We start from the raw sequence: 20268 nt of genomic DNA, 5'->3' as shown, positions 1-20268 counted from the left end.
ATCACTGAAGAGGACGACCTGCACAAGCAGGTCGTTTTTCTTATGATTACCGATGAACTTAATGCTTGTCAGACTATACGTATACATATAAACTACATATGCACCAGTTTTAATTTAATTATGGGATTCGTATATATTTGGAGGTTTCCGCGTTGTCAAAAACGAGAAGATTTACGATACGCTCCAAAATTTTATTGGGCTATCTTGTGGTTGTGCTTTTGTTTGGAGCTGTTCTGTTAGTGCTTACGGCCCAAATTAATGTGTTACAGAAGGAAAATGATTTTATCTCCCATCATGATCTGGAAGTACATAATCTGACCAACGCGATTGAAAAAAATGTCTTGAACATGGAGACAGGACAGCGTGGATTCATGATTACAGGTAATGAAAGTTACTTGGAGCCTTATTCCCAAGGCCTATCCCAGTGGAGTTCCAACTATGATCAGTTGAATGCTCTCATTAGCGATAATCCTTCACAGCAGCAGAGTCTGCAAAACATCAAAGCTCATATTACACGCTGGATTGAGATCGCTGGGGAGCCGTCGGTGGACTTGAAAAAGCAAGGGAATCAAGCGAAAGTTGTTGCATTCTTTCAATCTGATCCGGGTAAAACTGAAATTGATCTACTGCGCTCTCAACTTACAACCTTCCGTAATACAGAGATCGCTCTGACCGAGGCGAGGGTTACTGAACTTGCCAGACGTAGCTCCACACTGCTGACGATTATGTACACGCTGTGGGGTATTATTGCAGCATTATCCATTGCAGCCGCGATTGTGATATCCGGAAATATCGTCAAAACGTTGCGAGATGTTATGCAGACCATTAGTGATATCTCCAAAGGTGGAAACCTGAAGCAGCGAATTCAGGTGCGGACACATGATGAAGTGGGGGATCTGGGCCACGAAACCAACAAATTACTGGATGAAGTACAGGAACAGAACCGGGTCAAGGACCAGATTACAGGCATTGCCACACTCTTACAGAACCCGACCAATCTGGAAGGATTGTCCCGCTTGTTCCTGAACGAGCTAGCCATGTTGTTTGAAGTTCCCTATAGCGTCTTATATTACTGGAAAGACAATCGACTGCTGCGCTTGGCTGCATATGCTGGGGATGGAGAGAAAGAACGTTCGCTCGGTAAAGTGTCGCTTGCTCCGGGTGAGGGGCTTGTAGGTCAAAGTGCTGTGGAGAAGCGAGTTTTACGCATGAATGATCTGCCCCAGAACTATATCCGAATCTCTTCGGGTCTTGGGTATACATCTGCCACATCACTTACTGTAGTACCGGTCCTCTTCGAAGGCAGAACGATTGCGGTAATCGAGCTTGCTTCAATGAAGCCGTTGCAAGAGAATGATATGAAGCTGATGCAAGAACTGACGGATATTTTTAGTGTTTCACTACACTCGACCGTCACTCGCATGGAATTACAGCAATTATATGATGAGTCGCAAGTTCTGAATGAAGAATTACAGGCACAATCGGAGAAACTTCAGGCTCAGACCGAAGAGATGCTGTCTCAGACGGAGGAACTGCAGATGCAGACCGAAGAGCTTCATATGCTGAACGATCGTCTGGAAGTACAGAAGAGTGCAGCAGAGACATCAGCCAATGAACTTTCGGTTGTGGCAGATCAGTTACGAACGAGCTCGGGGTACAAATCCGAATTCTTGGCGAACATGTCCCATGAACTGCGGACACCGCTCAACAGCATGTTGATTTTATCTGAGATATTGTCTGAAAATAAAAATCAACACTTGAATAGTGAAGAGCAGAACTATGCTTCAGTCATTCACAAATCAGGAAAAGACCTGCTGAATCTGATCAATGATATTCTGGATCTATCCAAGGTGGAAGCCGGACAGATGGAAGTGGATTTCGATGATGTCTATCTGGGCAGTGTTCCTGAAGTTATGAACCAGTATTTCCTGAAAACAGCGGAACAGAAAAAAATAGATTTCCGGATTCAGCTCCAAAGTCCTTTACCGGAAACGATCGTGACGGATGAGATGAGATTGCATCAGATTCTCCGAAACCTGCTCTCGAACGCATTCAAGTTCACCAGTGAGGGTGAAGTTGCCTTAACCATCTCCAAAATGAGTCTGGCTCATCCTGAATTGAAAGACCAAGAGACCGACGTGATTGCTTTCTCCGTCAGTGATACAGGGATCGGAATTGCGGATAACAAACTCGTGCAGATCTTCGATGCTTTCAAACAGGCGGATGGAGCTACAGCACGTAAATACGGGGGGACCGGACTTGGCCTGTCTATCTCTCAATCGCTTGCGAATTTGCTGGGTGGTTCAATCTCGGCAACAAGTCGTGAGGGGCAAGGCAGCGTGTTCACGCTATTCCTGCCACTGCGAAGAGATGAACCTGAGACTATGAATGCATCGCGGTTGTTCCTGAATGAGGTGGCTACCACTACACCTGAGTTCAATAAGCTTCCTTCAATGACTTCCGGACAATCGGATGTTTTATTGACACCTTTGGAAGAAGCGTTGCTCAGCGGACGCCAAGTACTTGTCGTTGATGATGATATACGTAATGTATATGCCCTGGCTAACGCTCTTGAGCAATACGGCATGAATGTCATCTCAGCTCAGAATGGGTACGAATGTCTGGAATTGCTGGAGCGTGGGGGAGTCAAACCTGATATCATCATGATGGATATTATGATGCCGGAACTGGATGGTTATGAGACGACTCGCCAGATCCGTGAACGGCTTGGTATGACCCAGCTTCCGATTATTGCGCTGACAGCCAAGGCCATGAAAGAGGATCGGGAGAAATGTATTGCAGCAGGTGCTTCGGACTATCTCAGCAAACCACTGAATATCAAAGATGTATTATCCCGTATGAAATTATGGATGAATCACGAAACCATGGAAATCTGATCTAAAAACCTATGCCGATTACAGGAAAGTGCGCTGTAATTAGGTCATAGGTTTATTTTTTTGCCGTGTAAGCTTTATTTAGAAAATTGATGTTATAATACTTAACAACAAATAAAAGTTGAACGCATAAATATGGATTTAATTAGAAAAACAATGCGGAATTTAGTTTCGTTAACCAGAATGACATAATATTGTGTTATATATATGGGAGGTAGTGTCCATGCAACTTACGGTTAAAGAGGCTTTACAGGTATACCCGTTGTCAGAGGCCAAACTGGTTGCGGGTGGAGAAGGGACTTCACGGATGATGAAATCCGTTAATGTCATGGACGCTCCTGATATCGCGGATTGGATCAAATCCGGAGAAATGTTGTTCACCACCGCTTTTATTATGAAAGACAGTGAGACGGATGCACTACGTTTGATGCGACGTTTGAATGAACGCGGCTGCGCAGGACTCGGCATCAAGCTGGGACGTTTCTGGCAGTCCATTCCCCAAGGTATTGTCGAGGAAGCTGATCGACTTCGTTTGCCACTGCTTGAGCTCCCCTTTCAATTCACCTTCTCCGACCAGATGAATGCCTTGTTCAAGGCTGAACATGAACGTAGCAACCGTTTGTTGCATGAGGTTGTGCAAAAGCAGAAAAAATTAATGCAGTTTGCGCTGCAACAGCAGCCACATCGGAATGTGTTTGCCGAACTTGCCACGGTGCTGAACTATCCGCTTGCCGTCATTGGTTCACGTGGGCATGTGCTGTATGGTAGTGAAGGCATTGCAGGGGATGCTGTAACCCAAGGCTGGCCTTGGAAATCTGTCATGCACCGGGTGAAATGGAATCAGGGAAGTTGTCATCGCGTACCCATCAAGCAAAATGATGAAGAGTACGGGTCGTTGCTTGTGTTTACGGATTCAGCCCTATCGCTTCGAGCAGAGGAAGAGCTGTTTCAACAGGCTGCCGATGTGCTGGCATTTTATATGGATATGACTTATCGCGAGCATATTAATCCGACCGTGCAAGATGAGATGCGTACACTGCTTTCACAGTATCTGGATAACAAAATGACTGTTCAGGAATTGACCACTTTGAGTGAAAACAAAGGTGTACATCTGTTCCAGGGAACCTATCAGTGCGTATTGATTACACTTGAGCCGACTCTGTTTGCCGAGGGAAAGCTACTTAAACAGATTCATCGTGAGTTGCAATACAATCCGCTGATGCAATTCACGGCCTCACAGCATTTTCAGATTGAGGATGGCATTCTGTCCATCTACACCTGTCCAACAGGGCGAGATTATGGAGAGGAGCTGTCGAGTTTTCTGTTGAGCCGTTTCGGTGATGTTCTGGCAGCCCAAGAAGCGAAAGGGGCACCGGCTCCACGCTTCTGGATCAGCAAAATGAAACATGAACCCAAATCGCTCCGTGAAGCATACCAGGAGTGTCTGGATACACGACAACTGGCTCGTCGATTTGGTATGAAAGACCGTGCGTTGCAATTTGAAATGCTTGAATTTGCCTATGTGTTTCAACACGTACCGGATAACATCATGGAGAACTACTGCAACAAAGTACTTGAACCGTTACTTGCCAGGGACGGTGACCCCAATCAGGTATTGATGAATACATTGGAGTCCTTTATCGAAAATGATGGACTGATCAATGAAGCTGCCAAACAACTGTTTGTGCATCGCAACACGGTCACTTATCGGATGGAGAAAGTCGGCAGCTTGCTGCAAATGGACTTTAAGAAAACGAATGATCTGCTTAAGTTAAAGCTGGTATTCACCTTCCGCAAGTTCGTGCGGGACAAAGCAGCTGCAAGACCGCACAATGTCCAACTCTAGACCGCAAATTGTGCAACATGACAATGCTAGCGGGTTAGACCCCCAAGAACCGCATTCCGTTGATGGAGTGCGGTTTATTCATGTTTGAGGACAACAAAAGCTGATCTTCCCGTGCACAGCAAACAAATCACAACTCTGATGTTATGTTATATTACAAAATTGCGTAAATATTGTTGTCGCGACATTGAACGGCACTTAGAATGAAGAACAATAATCCACAACAGACCGGAGGTTCTAACATGAGCGACTTAATTAAACTTGTTAACAACTGGTCTATCACACAGTTTGTGCATGCGTTTGGCGGCTTATTTGAGGAATCACCATGGGTGGCTGAGCGTTCCGGGCTTTCACGACCTTTTGATTCATTTGAACAGATGATGAAAGTGATGAAAACCGTGGTTCAGGCATCGGATGAACAGGTGAAGTTGCAGTTGCTTCGAAATCACCCGGATCTTGGAGCACGAATCAGCATGAGCAGCAACTCCGTTCAGGAGCAGGCTGGTGCAGGGCTGGATTCACTTTCACAAGAACAATTCAACGAAATTCAACAATTAAACAAAGTATATACAAGCCAATTTGGCTTTCCTTTCATATTGGCCGTAAAAGGCCATACCGCAAGCTCCATCCTCGAATCCATGAGACAACGTCATCGCCGAGGCAGGGAAGAAGAATTCGAGACTGCAATGAAAGAAGTATTCAAGATAGCGGGCATTCGTTTGGAGCAGTGGCTTGCACAGATCGGTCATGAACATGAGTTCGTGAGCAAGCCAGCCGCAGTGCAGCAGCGGACGATGTATTACGGCAAAGGGGATGTGTGGATGTACCGTTCCTACGCCAAACCGTTGACGGGTATCCAGTCCATTCCGGAATCTCCTTTTATGGGACGCAGTAATATTCTGTTTGGATTGAACATCAAGGTGGCTGTGCAGGGGGATGAATTCTTGCCTTCTTTTGCAGAAGGGGATAATTCGCTGGTGGTCGCAACCGATTCGATGAAAAATTTCATTCTCAAACATGCAGCGGACTACACAGGTGCGACGGTGGAAGGATTTCTTGCGCTGGTAAGTCGGCGTTTCCTGGAGACGTATCCGCAGATGAGCAAGGTTCAGATGACAGCAGATCAGATTCCTTTTGAAGATATACCCATTGGATTAGAAGGAAGTTATCGACCGAGTGCGCTCGTATTTCGTTATTCGCAGAATGATCGTGCGACAGCTGCCGTGGAAGCAGAACGAACAGGAGACTCGATTGAACTCAGCAACCATTTCAGTGGTGTAGCCGATCTGAGACTGATCAAGGTCAAAGGCAGTGAATTTGCCGGATTTATGCAGGATGAATATACCACTCTTCCAGAGACATGGGATCGACCGTTATTTATTTTCCTGAACATCAATTGGCGTTATGAAGATCCGAGAGATGGCATGGACGATCAGCGTGGACGGTATGTAGCGGCGGAACAGGTCAGAGATTTGGCTGCTGCGGTATTTCATGAGTGTCGATCCGCTTCTATTCAACATCTGATCTACCAGATTGGACGAAGGTTGTTAAGTCGATTTGAGCAACTGAGTGAGGTTTCATTTGAGTCCAACAATCGGACTTGGGAGACGGTGCTGGAGGAAGTGAAAGAGGGAGAAGGCAAAGTATTTACCGAGCCGAGACCACCATATGGATTCCAGGGTTTCTCGATGACAAGGGATGATCTGGGAGCAGACGGCCGTAACTCCGGGAAAGAAGGTGACGTCTGATGTCGATATCTGGTGGACGAATTACAACACATGTGCTGGATACATCCAAAGGTGTGCCTGCTGCGGGTGTTCGGATCGAGCTGTATACCCTGAAGAGGGATGGAGAACAGGAAAGCAAGATAAAAGTGGCTGAGTCCGTGACCAATGCGGATGGACGTTTGGATGCACCTCTGCTGGATGGAGGCAAGTTGGAGTCAGCGATATATGAGCTTCAATTCCATGTCGAGAGTTATTACGCACAGCGTTCGTTGGAGGAGCTAGGCCAGGCATTATGGACGATTGTTCCGATTCGTTTTGCCGTATCTGATGCCTCAAGCCATTATCATATTCCGTTATTGATTGCTCCAGGAGGTTACAGTACATACCGGGGAAGCTGAATATGCACACATCCGGTTCTGATTCAGGGGGAGGGTCATCCACATGACAACATTTGATACCATCATCCGGGGGGCCCGGGTGGTGCTGAGAGATCGGGTAGAACAACTGGATATCGGCATTACTGGTGAGAAAATAACGGAACTATCCACGCGGCTGACCGCTGGTGAAGCGACTTGCATCATAGAAGCTGAGGGGCTTACAGTGATGCCGGGTGTCGTGGACATTCATGTACACTTCAATGAACCTGGACTCGCCAGTTGGGAGGGATTTCGATCGGGCTCGGCAGCCCTTGCCGCAGGGGGAATCACGACCTATGTCGATATGCCACTTAACGGCGTACCACCAACCACAAGGCCGGAAGCATGGGAGATGAAAAAGAAAGCAGCTGCAGACCAATCCTATGTTGATTATGCGTTCTGGGGCGGTTTGGTTCCCGGCAATCGTGATGAACTTGCTCCACTGGCAGGGTTGGGTGCTGCCGGATTCAAGGCATTTATGTCTGAGCCGGGTGGAGATGGGGAAGATATTTTTGCCAGAGCCGATGACCATACATTGCTGGACGGAATGCATGAGCTTGCCAAATTAAACCGTGTGCTGGCACTTCATGCAGAGGACGAAGGCATCGTTGCCGAACTCGCTGTGAGAAGCATTGCGGAGGGAAAGACTGAACCGATGGATTATATCCGATCCCGTCCTGTGGAAGCTGAAGTCGTCGCGGTTGCCCGGGCGTTGAAGTATGGTGAACTGACCGGTTGTGCGCTGCATTTTGTGCATATTAGCACCCGGGAAGCGCTGGACTTGATTGCAGCGGCTAAACGGCGTGGGCAAGACGTCACTTCGGAGACATGCCCTCATTATCTGACGCTGGTCGATCAGGATGTGGTCCGTTTGGGTGCTGTGGCAAAATGTGCTCCACCGCTTCGCAGCTCTTCCGAACAGGAGCAGTTATGGGATGCACTGACTTCGGGATTGATTGATATTATTGCCTCAGACCATTCTCCATGTCCTCCATCCATGAAACAATCTGATAACTTCTTCGAAATTTGGGGCGGTATATCCGGTGCGCAAAGCACATTGTTAATCATGCTGGAGGACGGACATCTTCAGCGGGATATCGACCTCCCGTTGCTCGGAAGAGTGCTCTCCCTTCAGCCTGCCAGAAGGCTTGGTCTGGAGCACAAAGGAGAGATTGCGATTGGCAAGGATGCAGATCTGGTCCTGATTGACTGGGAGAAAAGCACAAGCCTGAACACAGAGGATCTGCTCTATACGCATAAACAGAGCCCTTATGTGGGACGTACATTTAACTGTCAGATTGCAGACGTACTTTGTCGTGGGCAGCGTGTTTATAACTCGGAATCCGGATTATCTCCTGTGCCTCTCGGGCAACACATTGCGGCTTACTTTTCTAGTCCCATCGAAGCGGGAACGGAGGAGACGCCATGACGGAGTCTGGAGTATACCGGTCATCCGGTACAAATAATGCACCTCTTCCTTTGCCGGATGTGGAACAGGTGGAGCTGCAAGGCATGCTTGACTGGCTGTCGACATATGGTGCGGATGCACATGGCGGCGTCACACGACTGTTGTATGACTCGGCTTGGTGTGAAGCACAAGATGCCCTTGCAGCCAAAATGCAGGAGAAAGGGCTGTCTCCCGAATTTGACCAGTCCGGTAATCTGTATGGCACACTCAAGAGCGAGGGTAAGGAATCAGCGACTGGTGCTGAAGAATTACCGATTGTGACCGGATCACATATTGATACTGTGGTGTATGGTGGCAAATATGATGGTGCTTACGGTGTGGTGGCGGGAGTCCTGGCATTGGAGTATTTGCAGAAGCATTTCGGAGCACCGATGCGCACACTTCAAGTGGTGTCGTTATGCGAAGAAGAAGGAAGTCGTTTCCCTTTCGCGTATTGGGGTTCACGCAGTATAACAGGAATAACGACACTGGAAGATATAGAGCATCTAAAAGATCAAGACGGCATTACCTTTGCACAAGCGATCCGCGATGCGGGCTTTGGACCCGATAGTGCATATAGACCTGCCGCGAAAAATTACGGTGCCTTTATTGAGCTTCACATTGAGCAAGGTCAGGTTCTGGAACGTCTTGGACATTCGATTGGAGTTGTATCCGACATTGTAGGTCAGAAGCGATTCAGTATCACCGTAAGCGGTGAAGCGAATCACGCGGGGACGACGCCGATGTCCTGGCGCAAGGATGCACTTGCCGGAGCAGCCGAGATGATTGCTGCGGTAAGGAGTATCGCATTGGATGTTGGCGAACCGCTCGTAGCCACGGTTGGGCGAATCACGGCCGATCCGGGTGTTGGGAACGTGGTTGCAGCACGGGCGGTGTTTTCACTGGATATCCGCCATATCCGGCAGGAGAGTATTGATCGCTGCTGGCAGGATATGCTCCAGGCATTTAGTCGTATCGCAGCCGAGCAGCAGCTTGGACTGGACTGGCAAGAACATCTATCTGTCACACCCATCCCCATGAATGCGCAGATGATCTCAGACATTCAGGATACCTGTGAGCAGGTGCAGTTGTCCTACTGGTTAATGCCAAGCGGCGCGGGACATGATTCGCAGATTTTTCAGCCGGCTTGTCCAACGGCCATGATTTTTGTGCCGAGTCAGGACGGTATCAGTCATAATCCACTTGAATATACAGCTGAAGCAGACCTGATGCACGGTTTTCGGGTTCTGGTCCGGCTACTCTATAAATACGGTTACGGGAGTTGAATGAAGATGTCCAACTATAAAGAGTTATCTCCGTCCTTGCGGACCATTATGACCCCGGGACCCGTTGAGGTTGATCCACGCGTACTTAGAGCATTATCTTTTCCGATCCTGGGGCAGTTTGACCCGGAGTTCACATCTTTGATGAACGAGACGATGGCGATGCTACGAGAGTTATATATGACAGATAACGAGTGGTGTTATCCAGTCGATGGTACATCCCGTTCAGGGATAGAAGCTGTGTTGGTCAGTCTGATCCAGCCCGGTGATAAAGTTCTCGTCCCGATCTACGGACGATTCGGACATCTGCTGGTTGAAATCTCGGAACGCTGCGGTGCAGAGGTTGTTTTTTTTGAAACGGAATGGGGAACGGTATTTGATCCAGAAGAAGTGATCAAGGCGATTCATACCCATAAACCGAGTCTGGTTGCGATGGTTCACGGTGAAACTTCCACCGGTCAGATGCAGCCCCTTGCCGAGATTGGCAAAGCCTGTCGCGACCTTGATATCTTACTCGTCGTGGATGCTGTAGCAACCATTGGTGGGACTCCGGTGGAGACGGATGCCTGGCATCTGGATGCGGTAATGGGTGGTACGCAGAAGTGCCTGTCCGTTCCTTCAGGGATGGCGCCTCTTACGTACAACAGTCGTGTGGAACAGAAACTAATGAGCCGCAAAACAGTTGAACGCGGACTGCGAGATGCAACCAGTGCGCGGGCAGAAGGCCGCACGATTGCCAGTAATTATTTTGACCTGAGCCAATTGCAGGATTACTGGAGTTCAGCAAGGTTGAACCACCATACGGAGGCCACTTCCATGCTATATGGTCTTCACGAAGGATTGCGTATTCTGCTGCAAGAAGGATTGGAGGCCAGATTCCAGAGACATCTGGTAAATGAACGTGCGTTGGTTGCTGGAATTCAGGGAATGGGACTGCAACTGTACGGGGATATGTCAAGCAAACTTCCGGTGGTTACTTGTATCACGATTCCGGAGGGGATTGATGGTGAGTCGGTGCGCAACATGTTGCTGAACGATTTCAGCATTGAGATTGCCAGTTCATTTGGACCGTTAAAAGGACAAATCTGGCGGATCGGTACAATGGGATTCAGCTGCCAGCGCAAGAACGTACTTCATGTGCTCGGAGCGCTGGAAGCTGTTCTATTACGTCATCGACATTTACTACCTGCCGGTGAAGCAGTGCAGGCGGCATTGGATGTGTATGCAGGGAAGGAGGGCGCGTTATGTTAAACCAGATGCCAATCTCCAGAGAGGTCATGGTCACCTCTCCTCATTATCTGGCGAGTGCAGTTGGAAGCTCTATCCTCCAGCAGGGCGGGAATGCTTATGATGCTGCTGTTGCGGTCAGTGCAGCTCTGGGTGTGGTATATCCGCATATGACCGGACTTGGAGGGGATGCCTTCTTCCTGATTTATGACGGAGCCAGCGGTGAGATTACCGCCTATAACGGAAGTGGCCGCTCAGCCGCAGGCATTCATGCCGATACGTTCAAAGCGATGGGCATGAATGCCATCCCTCAACGCGGTGTACTTAGTGCCATCACGGTTCCGGGAATGGTGGATGCCTGGTGGGAAGTCTGGTCCCGGTACGGTAAGTTACCGTGGGAGCAGTTGCTTGAACCTGCCGCGCAGTATGCGGAAAAAGGATGCCCTGTATCCCGGAATCTCCGCCTGTGGATGGAAAGGGATGAAGATTTCATTATGGACCATTCACCGCTGCGAGCGGTATTTGCGCCTTTGGGTACACTTTTGCAGGAAGGTGAACTGCTGATCCAGCCTGATCTTGCTGCCTCCATTCGTCTGATTCAGACGGAAGGGCGAGATACTTTTTATACAGGAGAACTCGCGAATCGTCTGACTTCGGCTATTCGTGAGGATGGAGGCATGATTGCCCCAGCAGACTTTGCAGGGCATCGTGGCGAGTGGGTGAACCCCGTTAGCACGGAGTATCGTGGCTATGAAGTTCATCAGATGCCGCCCAACTCGCAGGGATTCTCGATGCTGATGATGTTAAATATGCTGGAGCATACGGATCTGTCCTCTGTAGCACGTACCTCACCTGAATTCTATCATCTGATGGCGGAAGTGGTGAAAAAGGCTTTTCGGGATCGTGACCGTTATCTGACGGACCCGGATTTCAGGGACATTCCGCTGGATCATCTGTTATCCAAGGGTTATGGAGACCAATTGTGGAATGAGATTCAGTCTGCTCCACCTGTGGCACAACCGTTTTTGTCTAAAACGATAGGTCAGGACACGGCATATGCAGCCGTTGTGGATAGCGAAGGCAATGCCGTTTCATTCATCCAAAGCCTGTATTTTGACTTCGGTGCAGCCTATGTTCCAGGGGATACGGGGGTTATCATGCAGAACCGGGGGTCGTTTTTCTCCTTAGATCCGAGGGATGCCAACGTACTGGAACCGAACAAACGCTCATTCCATACCCTCATGCCGGGCCTTGTTACACGAGATGGCAAACCATATATGCTCGTGGGTACACAGGGAGGAGAAGGCCAGCCGCAGACACAATTATCGGTGCTTACCGGAGTGCTTGATTACGGGCTGAACATCCAGGAAGCAATCAGCCTGCCGCGTTGGGTGTATGGGCGTACCTGGGGCGAAGAAGGCGATACGATGCGTGTGGAGAACCGATATCACGATGACGTATGTGCAACGCTTGCCCAATGGGGACATAACGTTGAAGCGAGAGCACCGTGGGACGGCATTATGGGACAGTCGCAAGGCATTGTCATTCGTGAGGACGGCATGATTAGCGGCGCAGCAGACCCTAGAGGCGATGGTATGGCAATAGGATGGTAACAGCTAAATGAACACTTATAAGTTCAACTAGATATATACACGATAACAGCGATCGGAAGGTTAGTCTGTCATCGGAGTGCAAGTGTAAATATGTATGAGTTGTAATATATAGACAGACACAGATAGGGGAGATTGGCATGGGAACGATCCTGCTGAAAGGCGCACAGCTTGTGACGATGAATGCAGAAGAGGAAGTGTTCATTGGAGATCTGTTGATCGAGGATAATAAAATCAAGGAGATCGCAGATCATATCGACGTTCAGGCTGATCAAGTCATTGATGCTCGTGGCAAAGTGCTGCTGCCTGGTTTCATTCAGACGCATATTCATCTGTGTCAGACCTTGTTCCGTGGACGTGCGGATGATCTGGAACTGATGGATTGGCTTCGTCAACGTATTTGGCCGCTAGAGGCAGCACATGATGAGGAGTCCGTGTATTATTCGGCAATGCTCGGATTGGGCGAATTGATTTCCAGCGGAACCACGACCATTCTGGATATGGAGACGGTACATCACACGGACTCGGCGTTTCAGGCGATGGCACAGAGCGGCATCCGGGTCATCTCTGGCAAAGTGATGATGGATCATGGAGACGAGGTTCCGGAACCCCTGCGTGAGGATACAGCAACTTCGCTGCAACAGAGTGTGGATCTGCTGGAGAAATGGAACGGGTTTGGCGGAGGTCGCATTCAGTATGCTTTCTGTCCACGCTTCGTTGTATCGTGTACCGAAGAATTGCTGGTAGAGGTGCGCGACCTGTCGAATAAATATCATGTCAAAGTCCACACCCATGCCTCCGAGAATCGCGGAGAGATTGAACTGGTAGAACACGAACGCGGAATGCGTAACATCGTATACCTCGATCATATCGGTCTGGCGACCCCCAGATTGGTACTGGCACACTGTGTATGGCTGAGTGAGGAAGAGAAGGAGATCATCCGCAAACGTGGTGTCAAAGTCACTCACTGTCCTGGATCAAATATGAAACTTTCCTCCGGGGTAGCGGATATTCCGGATCTGCTGAATCGTCAGATCGCGGTTGGGATCGGGGCTGATGGTGCCGCGTGCAACAACAATCTGGATATGTTTCAGGAAATGCGCCTCACGGCCCTGATGCAGAAGATCCCTCATGGCCCAACTGTGATGGATGCTCGGACCGTATTACGCATGGCTACCATGGGCGGTGCAGAGGTGCTTGGCTTGTCGAAGGAAATTGGCAGTCTCGAAGTGGGCAAAAAGGCAGATATGCTGCTGCTGGATCTGGATGATTTCCACACGTACCCTTCCTATGAGACGGATGTCTATTCCCGCGTAGTGTATTCCGCAACACGTAGCTGTGTGGATACCGTTATTATTGACGGAAGTATCGTGCTCAAGAATCGTAAGATTCAGACGATTGATCGTGGCATTGTGCTGCGTGAGTCGGATAAGAGTATTGCAAGATTGATGAAACGTATCTGATCGAAGGAAGTTTATGCAATTCCAGAAAGGATGGAGACCGCTATGGAAATGCATGATCTGTGTGCAATTGCAGCCCGTGAAACGCGCTGCGTGCTCGCAACAGCGATTAAGGTAGAGGGTCATGCTTACCGTAAGCAGGGAGTCTCTATGCTGTTGACTGAGGATGGCAAAATGGTTGGCAGTATCAGTCCGGGATGTCTGGAGAGTGATCTTCAGGCCCGGGTGAGCCATGTGCTGGATACGAAGCAGATGGAATTCGCGGAGTACGACATGCGTCCCGAGGATGATCTGTCCTGGGGGGAGACGATTGGCTGCGGCGGACTCGTTGTTGTGTTGCTTGAACCTGTGTGTGGTGAACTCCGAGATACGTTGCAGAAGATGTATGATTGTTTTCAATCCGGCGCTGCAACAGCGTTAACCCGAACGTTCCAAGATGATTATACGAAGGTTCAATATGGCTGGAAACGGATTGAACCAACGGGTACTCGGCGCCAGCCAATCTTGCGTCCTTCGCTCGTCCCACCTCATGATCGCGTGACGAACAATAATCCAGCTTCATTGCAGGTTGATGTACAACACAGCAGTGGTAATATCAAGCATGAACATACGGCATCAAAACAATATTCTCCCGACATACCTCGCCTTACGCTTGTGCCTGAAATGGTAACTGCTACGTCAAACGAATCTCACTCTTCCCATCTATCCGGTGATTCACAACATTTCTCTGATACTGATGCTGAAATACCTACAAATGACGGGATTTCAACGAATCCCTGGGAGCTTCCGCAGCAACTTACTTCGCTGTACACGCCTAAACCTCGACTGATTATCATCGGAGCCGGGAATGATGTTATTCCTGTTGCCAGACTCGCTCAATCCGCAGGATTCCGAGTAGTCGTAGCCGATTGGCGAGAGTCCTTATGCACCTCGGAAAGGTTCCCAGAAACTGAACTTATACTTGGTTTCCCATGTGAGATCATGCCTCAGTTAAACGTAAACAACGGAGATTATTTGATTCTAATGAGTCACAATTTTCCCCGCGAACGTGAACTGTTAGAGATGTTAGTGGACTGTGAGTACGCGTATCTTGGCATCATGGGTTCCAAAACACGAACAACCCGTCTGCTGGATGGCTTACCACCGTTGAAATATGTTCATTCTCCCGTTGGTTTGAGCATCGGAGCAGACGGTCCCGAACAGATTGCCATCAGCATTGCAGCGGAATTGATCGCATGTAAACAGAAGGTCTCTTCTTTGAGTTCCGATGTGCAGAAGGGGAGCGTTGCACATGCGAATGACGGGCATAGTTCTGGCAGCAGGTAAGAGTCGTCGCCTTGGTCGAGATAAACTCTCGGTTGTCATGCCTGACGGAAGGTCACTGGCTGCATGGTCATTGGAAGCTGCGTTGAATTCGGAGCTAGATCAAGTGGTCTGTGTGGTCAAACCGGAAGATTCGTTGACATGGCTGCCTGTAAAATGGTTTGATTCTGCCACGTATGCCTATCATCCCACAGCAAGACTTCGTATCGTAGTCTGTGCTGACTATGCTTTCGGTATGGCTAATTCTCTTCATTCTGGCGTATTGTCCGCCATGGAGTATAAACCGGAGGGCATCCTCATGCTTCTGGGGGATCAGCCTTTATTACAAGCACAGGATATCAATCTAGTGACCACAGCACTGGCTACCCACAAGCTGAGTGACTATGTCGCAGCTACCGACGGTGAGGGAGGCAAACCTCCTGTTGCTTTTCGCTCCCATATGTTCGGACCTCTGTTATCCTTGCATGGAGATGAGGGGGCACGTAAGATTATGCGCAGCGCTAACTATTCAGGTGTACATGTGCCACTGTCTGAGACTAGTTTCTGGGATGCGGATACAGAACCGGAATTGGAACGCATTCTGAGTCATGTATATGAATCACAGCAGACAGACTAAATAACAGGAGAAGATTATTAACTATGTATAATTTAATAACATGATCAGGTCAGCCAGGCAGTCTGGTTGGCCTATTTGTCTTCTTTTCACGTATGGTGAAAGAGAGCCAATGTTAGCTTTCGATAGATCGTGATGCATCAAGCACAAATAGAACGCAGGTTTTATACATTTATCCAAAACGATGTAAAGGTAATTGACGTTGCTGCTGAACTCTCATATGATTTGAAGAATTATTTGGATCAGACAGTTGAATTTCCTGCCCAAGGAAGAGAGAGAAAGGGGATGCAGCGATGGTAACACCGGCATACGGTTCTGGAGCCATGCCATCGGTATGGCAGCCTGAGAATCTGCAAGAACTGCAAACGTTGAGAAGGAGACTCAAGGGGATATGTTGTTTCACGGCAGGTGGAACATTGCTACGAACCCAGTGGGAGGGCGGCTTGGTTCCATCGCCTGAACACATGATTAGTCTGGCTCGTATTCCTGAAATGAGCGGTATATCTATTCGTGGAGATGAGATGGTCATTGGCGCAATGACCCGATTAAAGGAATGTGCTGCACAAGCGTTGCTGCATCAACTGCCGATTCTGCAAGAAGCGGTGAATGCAATTGCGGCTCCTTCCATTCGTAATGTGGCAACCATTGGCGGGAATATTGTGTCCGGAGTAGGGGATACGCTGCCTGCTTTGCTTGTATATGATGCGAAGCTGCACTGGTTGACGGACAACGGCATTGATATCCGCAGTGTGTCATCCTGGCTTCGAGGTGGACGGGATGGAAGTCGGAATCCAGGTGATGTGTTGATTTCCATTCATATCCCGATGAGACCGTCATCTCTGCTTGATGTGGACAGTGAGCAGAGACATGCAGCACGAGAAGTTTCCTTTTACCGCAAGCTGGGTCGACGGGAGACGTTCAGTGCTTCGCTGGTGACGGTTGCGTTATACGGTGAGATTGATTTGGATAACCGCTGGACCAAGATTGCGATTGCAGCTGGTGGAGGCTCAGGCATGGCGATGCGACTTATGGATTCGGAACGACAGCTTCTTGGTAGCGAAGCTACTGTTATGCAAGCGGCGACTCTTGCAGCTTCTGTGACTGACGAATTTACGACGTATGGCGATGCATTTGCAACAGAACATTATCGCAAACAGACCGCGGGCAACATGCTTGGCGCCGGGCTATGGGAAGAACTTCACGAATAGAAGACTTCGATCACACAAAGGGGGAGAGGCATCATGCTGCTGAATCGGAAACAGAGCGGGAAACGCTGGCACCTGCGGCCAGATGGGGCACCCAAAGTTACAGGCCAGCTTCAATATCTGACGGATATGACGCTACCTGACATGATTCATGGCAGAGTATTGCGAAGCGAATATCCTTATGCTCGTCTATTGTCTATAGATACTTCGGAAGCTGAGGCGTTGAAAGGTGTCTATGCGGTTCTAACCTCCAAAGATGTGCCTGGTCTGAATCGTTTTGGCATAGCGACCCCGGATCAGCCTGTGTTCTGCGAGGATATTGTTCGTTATGTTGGGGACGCCATTGCAGCGGTTGCTGCGGATTCCCCGGAACGTGCGGCGCTTGCACTGGATGCGATCCGTGTAGAGTATGAGGAACTCACTCCGCTGAATAGTACAGACGCTGCATTGGCTCCCGGCGCACCAGAGCTGCATGAGCATGGTCCAGGTAATGTGCTGCATCGGACGGAGATTAAACGCGGAGATGTTGAGCAAGCTTTTGCCACGTGTGATCATATCGTGACAGAGACGTATTATACGCCTCGTCAGATGCATGCGTACATGGAGACAGAAGGTGGCCTGTTTGTCCCGGATGAAGAGGGAAGGCTGAATGTATACGCGGCAACGCAACACGGTTATAAAGACCGGATGCAACTTGCGCGCATTATTGGTTGCTCTGAAGAAGATATCCGGGTGGTGTCTTCACCGATTGGTGGTTCGTTTGGCGGAAAAGATGAACTAAACGTACAGCCCTATGGTGCACTACTGGCCTTGAGATGCGGACGTCCTGTGAAAATGCATAATTCTCGTAAAGAATCCGTGCGTGCAGGACTGAAACGTCACCCAATGAAGATTGAAATGCAGACCGGCATGAGTCGAGAAGGCATCATCCAAGCGCATCGTGTCCGTATAACAGCAGATACGGGAGCGTACGCCACACTTGGTGCACCCGTACTGAACTTCTGTACCGAGCATTGCCTTGGACCGTACGCTATTCCAAATGTGGATGTGGAAGGCGTATCTGTATATACGAATAACGGGCTGTCAGGTGAGTTTCGCGGATTTGGCGGGAATCAGGCGATTTTTGCCATGGAAGGCCAGATGGATCGGCTTGCAGCAATCATGAACATGGACCCATGGGAGTTCCGCAGACGTAATATGAGGGAAAAGAATGATCCTGGACCACTGAATCAACGCATTCTGGTTACGGATGGACTGTCCCAAGTGTGGGAGGCATTGGATCGCTCCGAACTGTGGCAAAAACATCAGAGTCCCCCGGCAGATCCTGCTCTGCCGCCGTGGATCAAACGCGGAGTCGGAGCAGCCATCGCCATGCATGGTGCAGGGCTCGGTTATGGCATTCCAGATCCTGCGGGAGGCCGTCTGTCTCTGAACAACGAAGGCAAGATTGAGGTGGCGTTCAGCTACGAGGAATTTGGTCAGGGGCTCATTGCAACGCTGGAAATTATGTTATGTGATCTGTTCCAATGCAGTACATCGGATCTCAGTATTATCATCGGAGATACGGATCGTGTGCCCCACAGCGGATCAAGTACAGCTTCACGTTCAACAACGATGGCCTGGATGGCTCTTCAACGCTTGCAGACTCCATTTCGTTCCCGTGTTCTCACTGTTGCCTCTGCCTTGTCAGGCGTTCCGGCAGATGAACTGGTAACAGGACCTGGTGGTGTATGGCGCAAAGGCCAGCTTCCTGCCGAAACTTCAGAAGTAGAATCAGAATCAGGCTTATTGATCTCGTATGCCGAACTCGCGACGCAGGGCGAAGCCGATGAATGGATTTTTGATACAAAGTTTGATTACCCAACTACGCCAGACAACGTGGTAGGCGGGCATTATTTGTATACGTATGCGGCGGTTGCGGCAGAGGTGGAAGTAAATACTTTGACCGGAGAAACCAAGCTTCTTGATACGCGCCATGTTGTTGCGGCAGGTCCAGTTATCAACCCTATGGGTTATATCGGACAGATTGAAGGCGGCAGTGTCATGGCGCTTGGATTCACGTTAACGGAGGATGCGGTCATGCAGGACAGCCGTTATGTAACCACGAACCTCGACACGTATCTGATCCCAACCATTCAGGATATTCATACCAATCTGGAGGTTGAGGCTATTGAAGACTTACCCGAAGGTGATGCGTTTGGTCCTAGGGGGATCGGTGAGATAGGCTCCGTTGCGCTTGCGCCGGCCATAACAGCTGCAATTCACCAGGCGACAGGCGTATGGGTTAACCGTCTTCCTGTACCGAGGGAACAACTGGTCAGACCTTTAAATGTACCTTTGCAGGAAGGAGTGAGTCCATCATGAGTAAACCACTTGAGAATCATTGGACAGCCGTTGTGAATGGCGAACAGAAACATCTGGAGATCGCGCAAACGACCCGACTTGTCGATGTGCTTCGGTCTCATTTGCAACTAACGGGTACCAAAGTATCCTGCGAAGTTGGTCGTTGCGGCGCATGTATGGTTCTGATGGATGGAGAACCCGTGAACTCCTGTCTTGTCATGGCTTATCAATGTGAAGGCAGTGACATTATGACGATTGAAGGTCTGCACGGCGAGGAGAAAGGCACTCTGCATCCGATTCAACAGGCTTTTGTGGAGGAAGGTGGTTTTCAGTGCGGCTACTGTACTCCAGGCATGGTGATCTCAACCAAGGCATTACTGGATGCACATCCTGAGCCTTCTCAAGAACAGATTGAAACAGGATTATGTGGAAATCTGTGTCGTTGTACCGGCTACGGTGGCATTATTCGGGCGGTACGCAAGGCAGGGGAACGCTGTGTGGTAAAAGAAACGTCTGCCGAGGAAACCGTAAGTTGAGGCGGGATCTAGGCCGAAGATATAAGCAAGGACAATTGAAGAAACATACGTGAAAAAGCATCCGAATAGGAATGCTTTTTTTTGTTGTTTATCAGTTTTTCTTTTAAGTGCACATCTAATGTGAGATGAAGTTTCATACGCTAAATTGATTGGATTATGAACCGTTTTCGTCAATTATCAACTCGGATGAGAGAAAGGAAATATAATGTTCAAAGTGCTGGTACAAAAGAATTTCAAACATTCTCATTCACCATATATTTACAAATATTGGTGTGCATGCTATGTTTAAAATGAAAGCGCCATCATGAATGGGTTCATTGACATTTCATTATCATATTTCA

At 49.0% G+C, this 20268-nt stretch carries 14 protein-coding genes; all 14 read left to right on the top strand.

Translation table 11 applies throughout. The features are described 5' to 3' along the window. Positions 1 to 152: 152 nt before the first annotated feature. The 14 genes from MHI52_RS17430 to MHI52_RS17365 all read left to right on the top strand — a co-directional run bounded on the left by MHI52_RS17430 (position 153) and on the right by MHI52_RS17365 (position 19927). A complete protein-coding gene (locus tag MHI52_RS17430) occupies positions 153 to 2897 on the top strand; it encodes a CHASE3 domain-containing protein (protein ID WP_405157349.1) in 2745 nt (914 codons plus the stop codon). A 220-nt stretch (positions 2898 to 3117) separates the two neighbouring features. Next, complete coding sequence (locus MHI52_RS17425; protein WP_036613758.1) at positions 3118 to 4740, top strand: PucR family transcriptional regulator; 1623 nt, start codon at positions 3118 to 3120, stop codon at positions 4738 to 4740. Positions 4741 to 4979: 239 nt separating this feature from the next. After that, positions 4980 to 6485: a factor-independent urate hydroxylase gene (gene pucL / locus MHI52_RS17420; RefSeq protein ID WP_405157348.1), complete on the top strand. Its 1506-nt coding sequence runs from the start codon at positions 4980 to 4982 to the stop codon at positions 6483 to 6485. After that, positions 6485 to 6862: a hydroxyisourate hydrolase gene (gene uraH / locus MHI52_RS17415; protein ID WP_100527441.1), complete on the top strand. Its 378-nt coding sequence runs from the start codon at positions 6485 to 6487 to the stop codon at positions 6860 to 6862. Before pucL ends, uraH begins: the two co-directional genes overlap by 1 nt. A gap of 43 nt (positions 6863 to 6905) precedes the next feature. Continuing rightward, a complete protein-coding gene (gene allB / locus MHI52_RS17410) occupies positions 6906 to 8309 on the top strand; it encodes an allantoinase AllB (RefSeq protein WP_100527442.1) in 1404 nt (467 codons plus the stop codon). Beyond that, positions 8306 to 9613, top strand: coding sequence for a Zn-dependent hydrolase (locus MHI52_RS17405; protein ID WP_405157347.1), 1308 nt, complete (start codon positions 8306 to 8308; stop codon positions 9611 to 9613). The genes allB and MHI52_RS17405 overlap by 4 nt, the downstream gene beginning before the upstream one ends. Positions 9614 to 9619: 6 nt before the next feature. After that, entirely contained in the window at positions 9620 to 10861 is a 1242-nt protein-coding gene (locus MHI52_RS17400; RefSeq protein ID WP_100527444.1) for an alanine--glyoxylate aminotransferase family protein, read from the top strand. After that, positions 10855 to 12450, top strand: a complete 1596-nt coding sequence (gene ggt / locus MHI52_RS17395) for a gamma-glutamyltransferase (protein ID WP_405157346.1) — start codon at positions 10855 to 10857, stop codon at positions 12448 to 12450. The genes MHI52_RS17400 and ggt overlap by 7 nt, the downstream gene beginning before the upstream one ends. Positions 12451 to 12587: 137 nt before the next feature. Next, positions 12588 to 13910, top strand: a complete 1323-nt coding sequence (locus tag MHI52_RS17390; RefSeq protein ID WP_405157345.1) for a 5'-deoxyadenosine deaminase — start codon at positions 12588 to 12590, stop codon at positions 13908 to 13910. 30 nt (positions 13911 to 13940) lie between these two features. After that, positions 13941 to 15233, top strand: a complete 1293-nt coding sequence (locus tag MHI52_RS17385; protein WP_405157344.1) for an XdhC family protein — start codon at positions 13941 to 13943, stop codon at positions 15231 to 15233. Further along, positions 15205 to 15846 carry an NTP transferase domain-containing protein gene (locus tag MHI52_RS17380; protein ID WP_405157343.1) on the top strand — a complete coding sequence of 214 codons (642 nt, stop codon included), beginning with the start codon at positions 15205 to 15207 and terminating at the stop codon, positions 15844 to 15846. Before MHI52_RS17385 ends, MHI52_RS17380 begins: the two co-directional genes overlap by 29 nt. 290 nt (positions 15847 to 16136) lie before the next feature. Continuing rightward, positions 16137 to 17051: an FAD binding domain-containing protein gene (locus MHI52_RS17375; RefSeq protein WP_405157342.1), complete on the top strand. Its 915-nt coding sequence runs from the start codon at positions 16137 to 16139 to the stop codon at positions 17049 to 17051. Positions 17052 to 17084: 33 nt separating this feature from the next. Then, a complete protein-coding gene (gene pucD / locus MHI52_RS17370) occupies positions 17085 to 19412 on the top strand; it encodes a xanthine dehydrogenase subunit D (RefSeq protein WP_405157341.1) in 2328 nt (775 codons plus the stop codon). Beyond that, entirely contained in the window at positions 19409 to 19927 is a 519-nt protein-coding gene (locus MHI52_RS17365; protein ID WP_405157340.1) for a (2Fe-2S)-binding protein, read from the top strand. Before pucD ends, MHI52_RS17365 begins: the two co-directional genes overlap by 4 nt. Positions 19928 to 20268: the final 341 nt, after the last annotated feature.

The sequence above is a fragment of the Paenibacillus sp. FSL H8-0283 genome, assembly GCF_045040675.1.
In the GTDB taxonomy this organism is placed as follows: domain Bacteria; phylum Bacillota; class Bacilli; order Paenibacillales; family Paenibacillaceae; genus Paenibacillus; species Paenibacillus amylolyticus.
This window is presented reverse-complemented; position numbering and strand designations above follow the sequence as displayed.